General features: G+C 44.6%; 12 protein-coding genes. 10 read left to right on the top strand and 2 right to left on the bottom strand.

Annotated features, from left to right (window positions below):
- The first annotated feature begins 2 nt into the window (after nt 1–2).
- Complete coding sequence (locus tag AC1TPC_RS22525; protein WP_482069043.1) at nt 3–3893, top strand: Ig-like domain-containing protein; 3891 nt, start codon at nt 3–5, stop codon at nt 3891–3893.
- A gap of 121 nt (nt 3894–4014) precedes the next feature.
- On the opposite strand, the gene AC1TPC_RS22520 is transcribed toward AC1TPC_RS22525, so the two are convergent.
- Nucleotides 4015–4656 (bottom strand): TetR/AcrR family transcriptional regulator, encoded by a 642-nt coding sequence (locus AC1TPC_RS22520; protein WP_482069042.1) that lies wholly within the window; start codon nt 4654–4656, stop codon nt 4015–4017.
- 192 nt (nt 4657–4848) lie between these two features.
- Here AC1TPC_RS22520 and AC1TPC_RS22515 point away from each other — a divergent pair, with 192 nt between their 5' ends.
- From AC1TPC_RS22515 to AC1TPC_RS22495, 5 genes are all read left to right on the top strand, one after another.
- Complete coding sequence (locus AC1TPC_RS22515; RefSeq protein WP_482069041.1) at nt 4849–5601, top strand: SDR family NAD(P)-dependent oxidoreductase; 753 nt, start codon at nt 4849–4851, stop codon at nt 5599–5601.
- A 141-nt stretch (nt 5602–5742) separates the two neighbouring features.
- Nucleotides 5743–6309 carry a GNAT family N-acetyltransferase gene (locus tag AC1TPC_RS22510; RefSeq protein WP_482069040.1) on the top strand — a complete coding sequence of 189 codons (567 nt, stop codon included), beginning with the start codon at nt 5743–5745 and terminating at the stop codon, nt 6307–6309.
- A 490-nt stretch (nt 6310–6799) separates the two neighbouring features.
- Nucleotides 6800–8062, top strand: a complete 1263-nt coding sequence (locus tag AC1TPC_RS22505; RefSeq protein WP_482069039.1) for an extracellular solute-binding protein — start codon at nt 6800–6802, stop codon at nt 8060–8062.
- Nucleotides 8063–8087: 25 nt separating this feature from the next.
- The gene (locus tag AC1TPC_RS22500; protein ID WP_482069038.1) at nt 8088–8972 is read left to right on the top strand and encodes a carbohydrate ABC transporter permease; all 885 of its coding nucleotides are present in this window, start codon (nt 8088–8090) and stop codon (nt 8970–8972) included.
- Complete coding sequence (locus AC1TPC_RS22495; protein ID WP_482069037.1) at nt 8969–9817, top strand: carbohydrate ABC transporter permease; 849 nt, start codon at nt 8969–8971, stop codon at nt 9815–9817. Before AC1TPC_RS22500 ends, AC1TPC_RS22495 begins: the two co-directional genes overlap by 4 nt.
- Before the next feature lie 96 nt (nt 9818–9913).
- On the opposite strand, the gene AC1TPC_RS22490 is transcribed toward AC1TPC_RS22495, so the two are convergent.
- Nucleotides 9914–13807, bottom strand: coding sequence for a glycosyl hydrolase family 18 protein (locus AC1TPC_RS22490; RefSeq protein WP_482069036.1), 3894 nt, complete (start codon nt 13805–13807; stop codon nt 9914–9916).
- A 625-nt stretch (nt 13808–14432) separates the two neighbouring features.
- On the opposite strand from AC1TPC_RS22490, the gene AC1TPC_RS22485 reads away from it, so the two are divergent.
- The 4 genes from AC1TPC_RS22485 to AC1TPC_RS22470 all read left to right on the top strand — a co-directional run.
- Complete coding sequence (locus tag AC1TPC_RS22485; RefSeq protein ID WP_482069035.1) at nt 14433–14861, top strand: GNAT family N-acetyltransferase; 429 nt, start codon at nt 14433–14435, stop codon at nt 14859–14861.
- A gap of 50 nt (nt 14862–14911) precedes the next feature.
- Nucleotides 14912–15175, top strand: coding sequence for a zinc ribbon domain-containing protein (locus AC1TPC_RS22480; RefSeq protein ID WP_482069034.1), 264 nt, complete (start codon nt 14912–14914; stop codon nt 15173–15175).
- Between the two features lie 460 nt (nt 15176–15635).
- Nucleotides 15636–16517 carry a glycerophosphodiester phosphodiesterase gene (locus AC1TPC_RS22475; protein ID WP_482069033.1) on the top strand — a complete coding sequence of 294 codons (882 nt, stop codon included), beginning with the start codon at nt 15636–15638 and terminating at the stop codon, nt 16515–16517.
- Between the two features lie 765 nt (nt 16518–17282).
- On the top strand, nt 17283–17933 hold a 651-nt coding region (locus AC1TPC_RS22470; protein ID WP_482069032.1), incomplete at its 3' end, for a glycosyl hydrolase family 8.

Here is a 17933-nt window from a genome sequence, read left to right as displayed (position 1 = left end):
TTATGTTGTTATTAGAAAAGAGATTAACGAAGGTGTTGCTATCCCTCGTCATTTTGCTGCAAATCGCATTGCTTCCTATTTCGGGCATGAAGGAGAACCAAGTAGCTTCAGCTGCCGATCGCTCTTTTAAAATTGCGGTTCTTCCCGACACGCAAATGTATTCCAGATACAAACCGGAAATTTATAATTCCCAAACGGAATGGATAAAAAAGTATCAATATAGCGAGAATATCGCATTCACTACGCACTTAGGCGACATCGTTGATCGAAGCACGGTAGAGAGTGAATGGAAAAGTGCCGATGAAGCGATGAAGATTTTGGACGATGCGGGAGCTCCTTATGGTTATACAGCGGGAAATCACGATATTGACGAACGGTTTGACGACGATAGTCGAGATGATAATGACCAATATAATAAGTTCTTTAATCAATACTTCAAGCCAGCAACACGTATGAGCAATAAGCCTGGCTATCAAGGATCGTCGCCGAAGGGCTATAGCTCCTACTATACGTTTAAAGGCGCTGGAAAAACATTTTTGGTTCTGTTTATTGACTGGAGAGCGGGAACTGAAACGATAAAATGGGCTAACCAGGTCATGAAAGACAACACCGACAAACCAACAATTTTGGCAACTCACCAGCTTTTGAATATCAAAAGCGATGGGAAAACGGCGGTTATGACAGAGAATGGCCAATATTTGTGGGATCAATTGATTAAAAGCAACGACCAAATTTTTCTCACCCTCAACGGTCACCATCACGGTACAGCTCAAATGGTCAAAAAGAACGACAAAGGCCATGACGTATTAATGTCCGTTATTGATTATCAAGGCTATTACATGGGCGGCAACGGCATTATGCGAACGATGGAGTTCAATCTGGATGCAGGAACGATTTCTGCTAAAACATTCTCGCCTTGGGTCATGAATATGCCTGTGGATACGCGCGATGAAACCTATGATCTTGAAGAAATGACCGATTCGAATAACCAATTTACTATGAACATGAACTTTAAAGAGCGCTTCAAAGGGATCTGGGATTCGCAAAACAGAGCACCGCAAGCGTCTGATGTAAATTACAGCACTGCTGAAGGAAAAACGCTGAGCGCCAAGCTGAAAGCATCAGATCCAGACGTGGACAAGCTAACCTACTCCATTGTCACTGCGCCAACGAAAGGCACGGTCAAGCTTGTGGACACTGCGACTGGAGCGTTCCTGTACACGGCTCCTGCAGGCGCAGCAGGCAAGGATACATTCACATTTAAGGCAAACGACGGATTCATAGATTCTGAGATCAAAACGGTTACGATTGACGTTCGCGGTGCCTCGGATGGAAACGGAGAGGTCGCGCATTGGAAATTCGAAAAGCCGGCTGACGGTTCCTTCAACGTAAAGGATTTATCCGGCAACGGCAATGATCTGCAGCGAGTTGACCTTATCCAAGCGGATGTACCAGACATTGATATGAAATGGACGGATGATAAATCTCCGTATTCCAAAAGCAAGGGCAGCTTAGAAATTTCAACCTATGGTAAATTTCCGCAAGAGCTGTCTTATTTAAGGACGTCTGACGATGCGCCTTTAAATGCCATGACTTTCCAAAATGGCTATACAATAGAAGCGTATTTCCGTATTAACAGCAACTTTGACGGGAGTAAAAATGGTTGGATGGGCATACTTGGACGCGGAGGGACGGGTAAGGATGGAGGGAAAAAAGACCCAGAAGGAGACAATGAAGAACCTCTCGCTACCTTATCTATTTCTAACCTAAAGCAGCTGCAGTGGGCAGCTTACCCGCACACTAAAGATGAACTGAGGACCAACTGGTCGGGCGAGATGTTCTTCGACTGGATTCACGTTGCTGTCGTAAATGATACGAAGAAGACATTAATGTATGTGAATGGCTCCCCGGTACTGACGAATGACGAAGGTCCAGACTCGGTTGGACTAGCGACAGCTCAGAAAAACGGCAAATTCGTACCGTGGATCGTCGGAGCGTACCATTACAACAATGAATTTGAAAGAGCATTTAACGGGGCAATCAATGAGATTCGGATTACGAATCGTCCCCTCGACCTTACTGAGTTTTTGATTAATGACAATGAAATACCTGTCAGCAATGATCTATCGGTGAAGACAGATCAGAACAAGGCATATAGCGGCAAGCTATCGGCTGCCGATCAAGATCAAAACCCGTTAACGTATCAGATCGTTGCTCAGCCCAAAAACGGTTCTCTAACCGTTGACAATCAAACAGGAGATTTCGTCTATACACCAAGCCGCGATTACAACGGTGCTGATCAATTTACTTACCGGGCTTATGACGGCAAAGCGTATTCAAACGAAGCTCATGTCAGCGTAACGGTAATCAAAAATCATGCACCGAAGGCGCTACGCGGCGAGTATACGGTTGCTCCAGGAAAAGAATTGAGCGGAATGATGAAGGTGGAGGATGCAGACAGCGACAAGCTCTCGTTTAAACTGCTCACGCAGCCGGGCAAGGGAACGATCGTATTGACTGATGCATCCACTGGTGCATTTAAATATGTGCCTACAGGTGGACAAAAAGGAATTGATTATTTTACTTACAGTGTTACAGACGGGAAGAACGAATCACCTGAAGGGATAGTTACCGTAAATATAACAGAAAATGCGCCCAGCACAGGAGATTGGACTGCATTAGATCTGGAATATACGATTCGACAAGGCGGAACGTTTAACGGAACATTCTCCGACGCGGTAGACAAAAATGAACGGGATAATGTTCTTGAAGTCAGTCTGGTAAGGCTTCCGGAAAAAGGACAAGTAACCGTAACCGAAGCAACTTATGGGTCATTTGTGTACAAAGCTGATTCTACTAAGACTGGCAAAGACGTAATCACTTTCCAAATTAGCGACGGTACAAGACGGACTAATGAAGCCATTGCAATCATTTATATTGAGGAGAACAATAAGCCAGATGCGACGAATGTTCAGCTTAAAATGGAGAAGGACAAGAAATTGACAGGCCAGATGAAAGCGAGCGATAAGGATAATGATGCGCTCAACTTCACGATCGTCACCCAGCCGACATCCGGAAAATTGACAGTAACAGATGCCGTTTATGGATACTTCAACTACGAGCCAAACGCAGGCTTTACCGGAGAGGACAAATTTACCTATAAGGTAAATGATGGCATTTCCGACTCTAATACGGCTGAGGTAAAAATTAATGTTAAATCTCCATCCAGTGGCACTGGGGACGATGGAGGTACGGTGTTGAACCCACCGACGACACCAAAACCTGATATCAAGCCAGAAAAACCAATTGTGCCGCCGGTAACACCAGAGAAGCCAGCAACTGAGCCTCCAGCAGCACCTGTAAAGTTTGAGGATCTATCCGAGCACTGGTCCAAAGGAGCAGTTGAGAAGCTGAGCGCGCTAAACGTAATTAGCGGTTATCCTGATCAGACGTTTAAGCCGGAAAAAGAGATGACACGTGCAGAGTTTGTTGTCCTACTCGTGAAAGCTCTTCAACTGAAGGGTACGGGTGGTCCTTCCTTTAGCGATCTGAACGGCCACTGGGCCGAGGAAGCAGTCCAAACCGCTGCTACGCTAGGAATCATTCAAGGGGTAAGCGACTCGAGCTTTGCTCCAAAGCAAAAGATTACTAGGGAACAGATGGCGGTTATTCTCGTTCGGGCTTTAAAGCTGAAGACCGAGAACGAAGAGAAAACGAAGTTCGTCGATCAATCGAATGTTTCTGATTGGGCCGTCAGCTCCTTGAATACGCTTGTTAGCCAAGGCATTATCAAAGGCTATGAGGATGGATCCTTCCGTCCGGAGAAAGCGATGAACCGAGGCGAAGCGGCATCCGTAATCGTCAAATTAATGGAAATGCAAGCGAAGCAATAACGTAATTTATAAGCAAAATAAATAAACAAGTCAGGGAGGAACAGCATTCCTCCCTGACTTGTTTTTGTTTAAATAACGAGATCACGGCAAATCATATAGAGGCAAGGAGCTTGCCTGCTATTTAGGCTTTCAGGTATTCCATAAATATTTTTTTTAGGATAGCTAGCTGATGATCGTTTTCCAAATCAGATTCGAGCAGGAGAATGTTTTTTTGCAGCGATAATTTTTTTGAAAAAAGTCCAAATGTGTTGATGAGAGTCGTTAATGTCTCCTTAACCGGAAGGTCGGAACGAATCGATCCATCCTCCATGCCATTTTGAATGATTTTCGAATACTCGCTCGATATCATGCGATTCATTGCGTTGATATTGTGTATATCCTCTAAAGGCTCGGACGAGTGGGAGGCATAGCTTTCAAAATCGACCATAAATTTAATGCTCGAATGATTTTGATCCTCGATAAAGAAATCAAACAAAATTTCGAGCTGTTCGAGGCATGACAAGGGCAGCTCAGCGACATATTGAAAACGATGGAGCATCGGCTCAAGCAGCTTGGTAGCGACCGCAACGATCAGCTTTTCTTTTTTTGGAAAATACCGAAACAGCGTTGCGATGCCAATATTCGCGTCCGTCGCAATATCCTGCATCGTCGTTTTTTCGATTCCCTTTTGATTAAATACGCGCTCTGCGGCTTCGAGAACGGTGAATTGGCGCTGCTGCTTGCCTTCAAAACGTTCTTTCTCGTATCTTTCTTTTGGATCCATAAGAGGTTAAATCCTTTCAGCTTAGCTATTTCAATTACATGTAGTATATCGATTGGTTATCCTTTAAGCAAGGAAGGAATTGAGCTTTCTTAAAGAGTGTGATATGATTTATATCATAGTGATAGTGATACTATCACTTGATAATTAATTTCATCATCATTTAAAATATTGAACACCAAAGGGGACTTACACATGACTCGTCTTACTGGGAAAGTCGCAATTATTACTGGAGCAGGTAGTGGCATGGGGCGCGAAGAAGCTCTTTTGTTTGCAAAAGAGGGAGCAACGGTTGTCGCAACAGATATTAACGAAGCCGCTGTGCAAGCCGTTGTGAAGGAAATTGAAGCTGGCGGCGGACAAGCTGCAGCCTATGCGCACAATGTCAGTTCGGAAGAAGCATGGATCAGTGTCGTCGAGAATACGATTAAAACTTACGGCAAAGTGGACATCTTAGTAAACAATGCGGGAATCTCTCTTGCTGTTGGACTTCTTGATACGACAGTTGATCAATGGAATAAAGTCATGAGCATTAACTTAACCAGCACTTTCCTTGGCATGAAATATGTCATTCCACATATGCAAGCTAACAATGGCGGCTCAATCGTCAATATTTCGTCGATTGCAGGTCTAACAGGCAGCAGCGGTGCGGGGGCGTATACGGCTTCCAAAGGCGCTGTCCGTATGTTGACGAAAGCGGCGGCTGTCGATTTTGGCAAGGATCATATTCGCGTCAATTCGGTTCACCCAGGCTTTATTGAAACGCCAATGAGTGCGGATTTCGTGAATAACAAACAGATGCTGCAATGGTTCTTGTCTCAGACGGCACTGCCTAGAGTGGGTCGTGCATCCGAAGTGGCTGAAGCCGTCCTGTTCTTGGCTTCTGATGAGTCTGCTTATATTACAGGCGTTGAGCTGCCAGTAGATGGCGGAGTAACTGCCAAATAACAAGGGTTTATGAAGAAGGGCTATCCAACATGCGGATAGCCCTTTTGCTATTGTACGCATGAATGAATCGTTAAAATGGCGAAACGAATGAAGATCAGGATATAATAAAGGGAGCATATAGCCATTCGGAGGATAATGATCATGCAAACCTTTCCTCGTACTGATTCTATTGGAGTTATTCATTCGGATATCAACGTATTTCAAGCGCGGCCTGAGGATACAGAGGCCGTATTGCAGCTGCTCGTTCGCACCGCAGAATGGTTGAAGAGCAAAGGCTCCACGCAGTGGAACAGCTTGCTGAGAGGCGAGGATTCCCATCAGACACCGGAGGCCATTAAACGCGGCGAAGTATATATATTCATGCAAGGAAGCATCTTGGCAGGCATGGTAATGCTTATGCAGCGTGCGAGCGCTTGGGACGTTGAGCTTTGGGGAGATGAGGGTCATGCATCCTCGATCTATCTGCACCGTCTTAATATTAATCGTGAAGCTTCGGGAAAAAACTTGGGTGAGGCCATTGTCCATTGGGCCTATTCCGGCATTCATTTTCCAGGCAAAGACCGCATTCGCCTTGATTGCATTGCAAATAACGCGCAGCTGAACGCTTTTTATAAGAGCTGCGGTTATGAATTTATAGGCACAGCCTCGAATACAATGGGACAGTTTAATAAATATGAGAAACCAATTCGCCAAGATGATGAGGCTTAGGTTGAAATGCTCGAATGTAATGGCATAGGGAACAGCAGGAGGGGCAGCTTGCCCCTCTTTTTTTGTTTGAAAAATTGGCGTTTTGCTATCTCCTGATCGATGCATTTAAATTGTTATTGACAATGTAAGCACTTGCAATTTATATTGATCTTAGTTAGTTTTGGCGTCGAACAAACATGCTTTCCGTTATTTTTCAACAACGATGTCAATTGTGCTGCCTTTAGTGAAAGCGCTTTAATTTTAGGGGCTAGCACAGGCAATGTGTATTTCAAATATTGTAAGCCTTCTCATTCCTGAAAAGTCATCATTGGCGGGGAAATTTCCGAGTCATTAGGTCCGATTTTAAATGGTATTAAGAAAAGAGTAAGTCATTCTACGCCGATTGAGACAACAATAGAGTTGGCTTTGCTTGGCAAGAAAGACTGTGCAATTGGTGCGATTGCTTACGCTTTTCTACAAATACAAGGAAAAGTATAGAGGAGGAAGTCAAATGAACAAGAAGCTTGCAATTGTAATGTCAACTGTTCTATTGAGTACGGGAGCTTTGAGCGCATGTTCGAGCAAAGAGGGAAATTCAGGGGATCAGGTAACTTTGAAGGCGATTTTTATGAAGCAAGCCGGATACAGCGAAGAGGCGACTCAGACGGCTACTGAGGAATTCATGAAATTGAATCCGAACATTAAAGTGGAGCCGACTTTTGTTTCCTATGAGTCTCTGGAGCAAAAAATTATTACCGGCGGCAGCAGCTATGATGTTGTTCTGATCGATGCTCCATGGACAGCGAAGTTCGCAAAAGCGGGAATTATCAAAAACGTCTCGGATAAGCTGCCTGCAGATGACCGTACCGATATTTTTCAAGGGGCGCTAGACTCGGTTACCTATGACAACGAGTTGTATGGCATGCCTTGGCTGAACGATACGCGCTACTTATTTTACAACAAAGAAATGCTTCAACAAGCAGGCTTCGATGCTCCGCCAGCGACCTGGGACGAACTATTAGCTCAAGCAAAAGTGCTGAAAGAAAAAAATATTGTGGAGTTCCCGCTCGTTGCAACATGGAAGCAAGCTGAAGCTCTAGTGTGCGATGTGACTTCCATTACGGAAGCATTTGGAGGACATTTGATAACGGACGGCAAGGCTACCGTAAATGATCCGGCTAACGTAGAAGCGATTAATTTCATGGCGCAATCGATTAAAGACGGATTGACTAATCCGAGCTCGATTGAGTATTTGGAAGATGACGTTACAGGCGTATTCACCAGCGGCAAAGCGGCTTTTGCCTTGAACTGGACTTACATGTTTAACCTGGCGAACGGTGATGCGAGTAAATCGCAGGTTGTTGGCAAGGTGGGAATTGCGCTTAGCCCAGGAACATCCAAAAAAGCAAGCGCAACCGTTAATGGCGGTATGGGACTTGCGATTACGAAAGGCAGCAAGCATGCCGATGCAGCATGGACATACATTCAATTTCTAGCGGATAAAAATTTCCAGAAGCAGCATGCGAAGGATGCTCTCCCGATTTGGAAATCGCTCTATGAGGATCAAGATGTCATTGCTGTAAATCCAGACCTTGTTAACTTGTCAAAAACGCAATATGACTATTTGGTCAACCGTCCAATCGTGCCATGGTACGGTGAGTTTTCCACTGAAACTCAGGTTGCCGTAAGCAAAGTGTTAAACGGATCGGTTTCGGCGCAGGCTGCCTTGGATGAATTGCAGCAAAAAGCGACCCAAATTTCTGAAAGTAAATAATAAGAGGTAAGGAAAGGGCAATGTCATGAGAAGAATGAGTGATAAAACCTATGCCTGGCTGAATATCACTCCGGCTGTTTTAGCGGTATTCGGTATAATACTTTTTCCACTGATCTACACGTTCATACTAAGTCTTCACAGCATGTCCTTAACCGTCGAATCGATGGGTGAATTTGTAGGCTTGGAAAACTATTTTAATGTTCTTACCGATGCCAGCTTCTGGGAATCGCTCGGTAGAACAGCCTACTTCTCTTTTGTTTCCATTAGCCTTGAGCTGCTGTTTGGAATATTGATCGCGCTGCTGCTTAACGAAAACATTAGAGGCATCGCTGTTTTGCGTACCATTATCATTTTGCCTTGGGCCGTTCCGACCATCGTAAACGGTGCCATGTGGAAATGGATTTATCAACCGGAATACGGGGCTTTGAATGCGTTTCTGACTCAACTTCATATCATCCCGCAATATCAATCCTGGTTAAGCAAGCCTTGGCTTGCGATGAACATGGTCATTTTGGCTGATGTTTGGAAGATGACTCCGCTGATTGTTATCTTCCTGCTGGCATCGCTGCAAATGAGCAACAAATCAATCTATGAAGCGGCTAATGTGGACGGTGCGGGTCGTTTGCAGCGATTTTTCATTCTTACTCTGCCGCATCTGAAGTCGACGATCCTTGTGTTGATTGTCATGAGAACGATGGAAGCGTTTAAAGTATTCGACCTGATTTATGCCTTGACCATGGGAGGACCTTCGGACGGGACGAAAGTACTCACGTATCAAGCCTATATCCAAGCATTTAACAATATGCACTTTTCAATAGGGGCTACGATCTCGTTCCTCATCGCAATGATTATTGGCATAATCAGCTTTGTTTATGTCAAAGTGTTAAAGGCAGAGGAGGAAGCCGGATGAAAAGCAGCAAAGGATTTAGGCTTGTACAGTATTTATTCGGTGTCCTGGTAGCTTTCTGCACGCTTGCTCCGTTTATCTGGCTCTTTATTTCAAGCATATCTTATCAGGTAGATCTGACATCTGTGCCGTTGAAATGGATTCCACGCCATATTACGTTCCAGAGATACATCGATATTTTCGCAAATCCGGACAATGATATGGCTTACACCTTCCGAGTGTCCATGTTCAACAGTCTAATTGTCGCCGTATGCACAACGCTCTTGGCATTGATCATTGGAGGACTTGCTGCACATACCTTCGCAAGGTATCAGTTCAGATTCAAGCAAAAAATGCTCTATTTATTTCTTTTTTCTTACATGATTCCTTCAGTCGTAATCGTTATTCCTTTGTTCTCAGTGTTGAATAAGCTTGGATTGATGGATTCTAAATGGTCGTTGATTCTACTCGATTTAACTTTCGTCATTCCTTATGTCATTTGGGTGATGCAAAGCTATCTGAAGTTTCTGTCCAAGGACTTTTACGAGGCCGCTTACATGGATGGATGTACAAGGTTTCAAACGATCAGATTGATTATTTTTCCGATAGTACGACCTGGAGTGCTGGCTACCGCCATATTCGCGTTTCTGTTTGCATGGGATGAGTTTTTCTTTTCACTGCTGTTTACTTCCAGTCTCGATGCGAAAACAGTGCCAGTAGCCATTGCTGAATTCAGCGGGAAAAATGGGGTCGATTACGGTATGATCGCAACTGGCGGGGTGCTTGCCTGCCTGCCGCCGATCTTGATCTCGTTCATCTTCCAGAAGCATCTCGTAACGGGAATGACGTCGGGTGGAGTCAAGGAATAACGATTCAAAGACGAAATAGGACGGAGCAGATGTAACAATCTGTTCCGTCCTATTTTCATCTACAGTCTACTATTGTCATGCATGAGGGAAGATTTATTAGGTTAATTTCAATGCATCAAGCGTTCTCATGACCGCAACTGCTGCTTGGGCTTTCGTCACCTTGGACAAAGGAGCAAACTTATCCGTAGATACACCTAGCATAATTTGCTGCTCTACGATAAGCGCGGCCGATGCTTTGGCATAAGAGGAAATAGCAGCTTGATCCTTGAAGCGCTCAAGCACCGTGACATCAGCTTCTTTCGACTTGCCGGCATATTGCAGCGCACTCGCGAGTATGACGGTTAAATCCTGACGGGTTATAGAGCCGTTAGGGTTGAAGGAATCCTCGGTTACGCCTTTGATCAGTCCGAGCTTCTTAGCCGCTGCAATATCTCCGGCATACTTGGAATTGCTGTCCACATCCTTGAACGGATTGTTTGCCGAGTCTGGCAAGATGCCTAAACCTTTGACGATCATGGAGATGAACTCGGCACGGGTAATGCTGGTGTTCACGCCGAAGCGATCCGCCGTCTCTCCAGAGACGATCAGCTTGGCGGTTGCTCGCTCTACATCTTTACGTGCCCACTCCGCTGTTACATCATTAAATTTGAAATTCGTTTCAACGATGGTATAGACGCTGTTTCCATTTCTTATTAATTCCGCGGTTACCGTTCCATCCGAATTCGCAGTGAACTTGGTAGGGACGGAGCGGAACTGATCTGACCCTGGGAGATAGACTACGCCGGTTGCCCGGTTTGCGTCGATATCCTTTGCGCTTAAGGTGAGAAGGCGGCTGAACGTATGCTGTCCAAAATCAGTCACTTCCACATACGTATTATCCGAGTTAAGCTGTTCGATTTTAAAATCAAGCGGCATCGCAAGCAGCTTAAGACCGCTGGCTTGCGATAATTGCTCGATCTTGCCAGCGGTACCCGCATCCGTCGATGAGATCGAGATTTTCATATCGGCGAAGAGATGGATGGCATGAATCGGTATGACATACGTAACGCTATTCCAGACGATGGACAATGCCGGCATCTCCCCTTTTTTGGCGATCGCTTCGACAACGGCTTTAGAAATGAGGACATCGACCTGCTTCGCCTCTTTGCTTGCCGTTACTTTAAACGCCGAGGAATCGGAGGCATTGATTGACTTAATAGCAGCGTCCGCCTGTACAGCAATCGTCCATTTGCTTCCGTCTTTGGTGATGCTTGCATCGAGTTCATCCTTCGGCTTAGCAGGCGGCGGCGTTGAGCCTCCTGGCGAAGTGGAATTCGAAGTCGATCCCGACGTTTTCGCGACAAGGACATGGCTCGCAGCGGAAACCTTCAGCACGCGATCATCCTTCTTCTCGATGGCAAGCACATGAATCTTGTATTCGGTATTGGATGTAAGCAAGCCTTCTGCATAATTGGTTTCGTTTGTTGCGCCTGTGTATTGATTATTGACATACACCTCGTAGCCGGTCGCTCCTGTTACTGCATCCCATTTCACCTGCAGCTCGTTTTCGCTTTTAGAAATAATTCCGAGGTTGGATGGGGCAGGCAGGGCAGAAGCATTCACGGAGCCGTCAATTGGCAAATCATGCACCAACTGTGTGGACAACGTTTTGTTGCGGTCACCGCTAATATCCCAGCTCATTACACCAGCCAAATCCAAGGATTTGACGAGAGAGGCGTTGTAGATCATCGATGTTTGGTCATTGTACGTTATAAAATTACCATTTACACTGTTGTACAAATAGGCAGCTTTAGAAGCTTCGTTCCATTTGCGGACATAACCGTTTTTGTTCACGTAGTTTTTTTCCAGATCTGAGAAATCAAAGATACCTGCTTCCCACGAACCGGGCGGAATGGCGGTACAGGTCTGATATTCGCCGCTTGCGGGGCAGCCGCTCCAGCCTTTGCCGTAGAACGGAATGCCGAGCACAAGCTTATAGGCAGGTACTCCTCCATTTAAATGGCCAGTTGCTCCGCCTCTCACGTTGTTGCGCGGAGCGGTATCTCTCGGATGATTCTTATCTGCGTACAGCGGTGCATTATGATGAGCCAGCAGCTCCCAGCTTCCGCTGTAATCGTAGGTCATAATGTTGATAAAATCCAGGTAGCTGACGGAATTTGCAAAATCCGCATTCACGACAAAATTGTCGCCCTGGCCGGATGCAATCGTCAGCAAGTAATACTTGCCGTCTTCAGAGCCTGCTGCATCCAAAGCTTCACGAACGGTTTGCATCATGAGCGTGAAGTTTTGCTTATCCTCTGGTCGACGGCTATTATGCGTCTCCCCGCCCTCAACCGGGTATTCCCAGTCGATGTCGAGGCCATCTAGATCATAAGCCCGAAGGAATTTCACAGCGGAGTTAGCGAATACGCGGCGTGTTTCCTCAGTTGCCGCCATGTTCGAGAAGTTTTTGGACCATGACCAGCCGCCTACCGATACCATCATCTTTAAATGCGGATTATTATCTTTGATTGATGCAAACGTTTCAAAGTTTTTTATATCGTTGTCGTGATCGCCAATGACGATTTCACCGTCATGCACATACCTGCTCTGTAACGGAATGTCTTTGTTCTCACAAACCGTTGAGCCTGTTCCGTACTTTTTCCAGCATAGATCTGCGAAGGCATAATTGATATGAGTCACCTGCGATACATCTACCTGAGTCGGCTTGAAATTCCGTGCTGTCTCATAAACAGACCAAGAGGTGTAGTACGTTACGATGTTATAATTGCTTCCCGGTACAGCCTTAATTGAAGCGCTCTTAGGTGATTCCCATAGATTGTTCTTGGCCGCCACTGAGAAAGCGTAGGACTGGCCTTCCTTTAGGCTATTGACGACAAAGCGGTTCGTATCGCTTGAACCGATTAGTACGCCGTCTTGATAAATATCATAGCTTGCAGCACCAGGCGTAGGAGCCCAGCCGAGCGAAACCGTCGTGCGGTTCGCTGTTACGACCTGAACATCGCTCGGAGCAGCCAGTTGTCCCCAAGTGAGCTTGACCTTATTGCTTTTCTCCGATGCAGTTGTTAGCTTGTTTACGGTCTTTTGCGCTCCAACCTGGAAGTAAACCGAACCCGTTACGGTGCCTGGGATGGTATATGTAATGCTAGTGGAACCATCCCAAACGCCGGATGTCCATTTTCCATTCACGTAAAAATCATAACCATCCGCGCCAGGACTTCCCGTCCATTTCAAGGTCAAGCTAGTATCTGTTACAGCTGACAACTTCAAATTTAGCGGAGGCGCTAATGGGGGCTCTTTGTATTCGCTCTGATCTTCCGTTGTAGTAAAGGTGACCAAGTTGCTCTTTTGCTCAGGCGTGAGATTTGGAGCTTGGATGCCGTCGGGACCGATATAAAAGGAATAGGTGGTATTTGGCGTTAGGCCGCCAACGGTTTGGGTGCTGCCGCTCGCCCAATAGATGTATTTGTTATTCTGATCCCAAATCCAATAATCTTTTATGCCGGGGGCTTGGTCCCAAGACAAGGAAACGGTATTATGCGTAACTTCGACGACTTTTAAATTCGTAGCGCCTGCGGCAGGAGGTTTCACGGGGTCACCTGCTAAAGTCGTAAATTCGATAACATTGCTTTTTAGCGTAGCGGGCCTCTGTTTATACCAAGTGATATAAATCTTATATGTTGTTTCGGGTTTCAAATCAGTAAGTTTGCGGCTTCCGCTATTTCCCCATGTGTAATAGGTGCCTGTATCATACCAAACGTCAATATCATCAAGTTCAGCAACATGGTCCCAAGCTATAGTCGCGCTAGTAGCGGTGATAGAATCAGCTACAACTCTCAAATTTTTCGGAGCAAAAGGGTCTGTTTGATTCGGGGGATCGTTTTCAGCGGCATAGGATATAGAAGCATTAACAAATGTGGTAAACAGTAGAACAAAACTTAGCAACAGCATATAAATTTTCAAATTTTTCTTCTTAGCAAAAAAATTCACCGTATCACCTCTATTTCGTAATAGTCGAACAGTGCATCATTCCAATTGATGTGCATGTCTGGGTGTTGATGTCTTATCATGCTGGTTGGATAGATCCGGAAGGTTCAATGAAGGGGATTCTTCGATGACCGGGAGGAGAGCGGAAAATCTAAATTAAAGCGGTGAGTGTGTCTTGAATGGCTGCGTTCGGTGTAAAGGTATGGAATGGCCTCCTGATGCCGTCCCATTTTAAATAAAATTTAAGGCGCACCTCCCCTTCTGTATATGTAAAGATTTTGTGTACCTCCTATTATCATGGGACGAATGGAGAGAGATGGGAAGGGGGATATTCTATTTACGATGGGGTAAAATTGTATAATTATAGAATTTGGCCGAGTTATTGCGATATTTAGGCGATGCGTGTATAAGCGTTTATAAAATGTTGCTTCGATTGACGGAAGGAAACGAATAGGTTATTGTTAAAGGCGATTAAGGACAAAAAGCCATATACCATAAAGGATGAGAGGTAGGGAATGCTACATGCCCTGCTTTTTCATTGGAGACCATACATGCTATAAATAGCAAAAGGAGCTGTAAAATGCCTGCAATTGTTGCAAAACCATTTGATCAAGAGATACAAACACTATTGAGTGAATTACAATCGGGTTATCATGCAGGGGAATTGAGCAAGAAGGACAGCTCGGAGCTGCCGGAGCAGATTTATATGATTGAAGCTGATCAAGAAATGGTCGGATACGGTGTTATTTGGGAATATGAGAATGGGAAACAGTTAATTCAGAAGGCGGAGACGGACTATTTTAGCGATGATGAGAAGTACTTAGAGAAGGATTTCTATATTGAGATCAAAAACAAGAGGGACTTCATATTCATTGAAGCGTTGGATGTGTTGAAAGATTTTGAAGGCAAGGGCTATGCGGCTTTCTTTATTAATTGGGTTAAAGAGAAATACCCTAATAAAAAAATGTATGTTTATACATTAGATAAATCAAGGAACTTTTGGTTTAAGCAGGGGTTTGAGGCTTTGGGAAATACGGTATGGATGACCTATAATTAATGATATATAATGAAGGAAAACTACCGGTCGTTGATTAAGGGGCGAAGAGGATGGAAAAGGCATATAAAAATTGCCAAAGCTGCGGCATGCCGCTAGCTCGTGACGAGAAACAAGGCGGCACTGAAAAAAACGGAGCTAAAAGCATAAAATTTTGCAGTCATTGTTACGAGAATGGCGCTTATACGATGCCAAACCTAACGGTAGAACAAATGAAGGATAGAGTCAAACAAAAGCTGGTAGAGTTCGGGTTTCCGAAATTTTTGACTGGCCTCTTTACTAGAAATATTCATAAGCTTGAACGTTGGTCAAAGTAAAGTTTAAAAATTGCAATAATAAAGGCAGTTAATCTAAGAAGCGCAGGAATAGCCTCTACAGTAGATATTGCTGAAGTTGATATTGCAAAGCATGCAGCATTGCTGCATCAGCATATGAAGCGCTATAAGCTTAATCCTCATGCAAGGGGAGTGGACTCGGATCGGGAGGTCGTTGTTTCCTTGAAGACGGCGGAGCAGCCGCAAAAATAATGAGTAATGAAAAGGATATGCAGCGCATGAAGAGGCTAGGTGTGGATGGGGTCATTACGGATTTTCCAGGGTGAGGAATGCGGAGCTAAATAGGTCGTTAACTAGGTCGGATCAGCCTTGCCAAAGGCAGATCTGGCCTTTTTTTGTTTCGGGAAGTGCTCCGTATGTTTAATGTAATTAGACTACGAACCCTTGGCTGTTTTTGCGTGAGACATCATTAATAAGCAGTTGTTTTATATCTGGAGGTGGAATGATGGGAAGACGGAAACCAGCTTTTATTTGGCGCAGGATTGGATTGCTCTTGCTTTCGATGTGCTGCGCGACGTTGTTCGCATCTGCATCCAATCCCAATACACCGGAGGGATTTTTAATTTTCGCGCATCGTGGAGCTTCCGGTTATGCGCCTGAGAATACGATGGCGGCCTTCGAAGAGGCCGAGAAGCTTGGCTCAGACTTTATTGAATTTGATGTTCAGCTGAGCAAGGACGAAGAGCTCGTCGTCATTCATGACGATAAGGTGGATCGAACGACGGAGCATTCAGGTTCTGTGGAGGAGTATACGTTGAACGAGCTTCAACGAATGAATGCGGGTTCGGAGGGTGCGGATGCTGTTGATGCTGCGGACGAAAAAATATTATCATTCCATGATGTGATGGAACGATTCGCGGGAAAGATGGGCATGCTCGTTGAGATTAAGGATTCCAAGCTGTTTCCAGAAATTGAAGAGAAGGTGGCCGACGTTGTGCGCCAATACGAGCTTCAGCTTAATCATAGCCAGTTTGAAGACAATGGTCGATTAAAGGGTATGGGCAAAATGAAGAACAGCGCAGGCATCGTCATTCAATCCTATGATTTTGACTCAACGCGCCGTATTCACGAGCTGCTTCCCGACATTCCTGTCGCTGCACTTATTCATGAGGATCAACACCCTTTATCGAATGAGGCTCTGGATGAGCTGACTTCCTATGCGGCATATATTAACTACCCCCATGATCTGCTTGACGAGAAGCTCGTTCGGGCAATCCATGACCGGAAGCGAAAAGTGGTCGCGTGGACGATCCAAAACGATGGAGATATGGAGCGGATGAAGCGTCTTGGGGTGGATGGGGTTATTACGGATTACCCGGGTTAAGTTTTTTTAGAGAATTGTGTTAAGAGAATGATTAAATTCATATTTTCGAAGTTGCAGGGATGGCGATCACAAAGAAAAAAACAGACTGCTTCAAAAATCAGAACTGATTTAATAGGTTGTAGAGATAAATTTTAAAGAGGAAAATTAACTTTTGGGTTCAACCACGCTGCATGCGTGTTTGAGCCCTTTTTCCTTATTAACCGATGTGGATTCCTACTTTAATATTACGGAATAAATTCCATTTTAAGTATGTTCCCGATCTTCAATAAACCATATCCAGGCACTTGAATTTCATAGATGGATTCCCAATTTTCGAATGGCGGATTATATAACTTATGATCCTCCTTAAGGCAACTTCTTATTGAAAATATTGATATAGGAAGATTTTTTTAATTTTTAAAGATGTGACTGAGTATAAATCCGATGTAAGCGGTTAAATTCTATAAACATTTATTCCAATATAAGTTTATTCATTGCTTTTTTTTTTAGTAGCATTATTAAAAAATATGTGTTAAATTACTGCCATGGAGAAGGATAAATCCATTTCTCATTGAGTAGAGGGTTACAAAGTAGCTTGGTTGATACAGATGCGTGTAAAGTGCAGCCAGTTTCTTCTCAAATCCTTTTTCAAAATCTAATTACTTTTCACCCCCTAAGTTTAAGCGCTTAAATTTAGTTAAGTGCTTAACGATTTTTATCAAAGGGAAAGGAGCTTTATGGATAGAGTCGTAGATTACAGCAGCATAATAAAAGGAGGAATTTTATTTGAACACTTTAAAATCAAACAAAAGTACGACGAAACTGATGGGCCTCATTCTTCTCTGTCTAGCAATGCTTGTTACACTGCTGGGTGCGCCTGCTAAATATCAACCGACAGCTCATGCTGCAGGTGAATTGAAACCGTTTCCACAACAAGTAAGCTACCCGGGCATTATTAAGCCTAATCATGTGAGCCAGGCTTCTATGAATAGCTCGGTTGCCTCTTATTATGACTACTGGAAATCCGCACATCTAAGAAATAACCTAGCATCATTGCCTGGCGGTTACTATGTAAAAGGCGATATAACTGGCAGCGCTGACGGATACGATCCGCTTGGTACCTCTGAAGGACAAGGATATGGAATGATTATCACTGTTCTGATGGCAGGCTACGATTCTAATGCTAGAACGATCTACGATGGTCTATTCAAAACAGCAAGAGCGTTCAATAGCCCGAACAACGCTAATCTAATGGGTTGGGTTGTAGCGGATAGCGCTGGTGCCCAAGGTCATTTCGACTCCGCAACTGACGGAGACCTTGACATCGCTTATTCTCTGATTCTTGCTGATCGCCAATGGGGATCTGCAGGTACAATCAACTATTTGGCAGAAGCGAAGAAAATGATCACGAACGGAATTAAAGTTAGCAATGTAACG

Source organism: Paenibacillus sp. Y280, from assembly GCF_056786335.1.
Note: the sequence above shows the minus strand (reverse complement) of the source record. Positions and strands in the feature narration are given on the sequence as shown.

What these genes read in the sequence shown, in the direction of transcription:
- AC1TPC_RS22480 (WP_482069034.1), top strand. Translation starts at nt 14,912, where the DNA reads ATGGAAAAGGCATATAAAAATTGCCAAAGCTGCGGCATGCCGCTAGCT.
- AC1TPC_RS22505 (WP_482069039.1), top strand. Translation starts at nt 6,800, where the DNA reads ATGAACAAGAAGCTTGCAATTGTAATGTCAACTGTTCTATTGAGTACG.
- AC1TPC_RS22500 (WP_482069038.1), top strand. Translation starts at nt 8,088, where the DNA reads ATGAGAAGAATGAGTGATAAAACCTATGCCTGGCTGAATATCACTCCG.
- AC1TPC_RS22520 (WP_482069042.1), bottom strand. Translation starts at nt 4,656, where the DNA reads ATGGATCCAAAAGAAAGATACGAGAAAGAACGTTTTGAAGGCAAGCAG.
- AC1TPC_RS22515 (WP_482069041.1), top strand. Translation starts at nt 4,849, where the DNA reads ATGACTCGTCTTACTGGGAAAGTCGCAATTATTACTGGAGCAGGTAGT.
- AC1TPC_RS22475 (WP_482069033.1), top strand. Translation starts at nt 15,636, where the DNA reads ATGATGGGAAGACGGAAACCAGCTTTTATTTGGCGCAGGATTGGATTG.
- AC1TPC_RS22495 (WP_482069037.1), top strand. Translation starts at nt 8,969, where the DNA reads ATGAAAAGCAGCAAAGGATTTAGGCTTGTACAGTATTTATTCGGTGTC.
- AC1TPC_RS22525 (WP_482069043.1), top strand. Translation starts at nt 3, where the DNA reads ATGTTGTTATTAGAAAAGAGATTAACGAAGGTGTTGCTATCCCTCGTC.
- AC1TPC_RS22510 (WP_482069040.1), top strand. Translation starts at nt 5,743, where the DNA reads ATGCAAACCTTTCCTCGTACTGATTCTATTGGAGTTATTCATTCGGAT.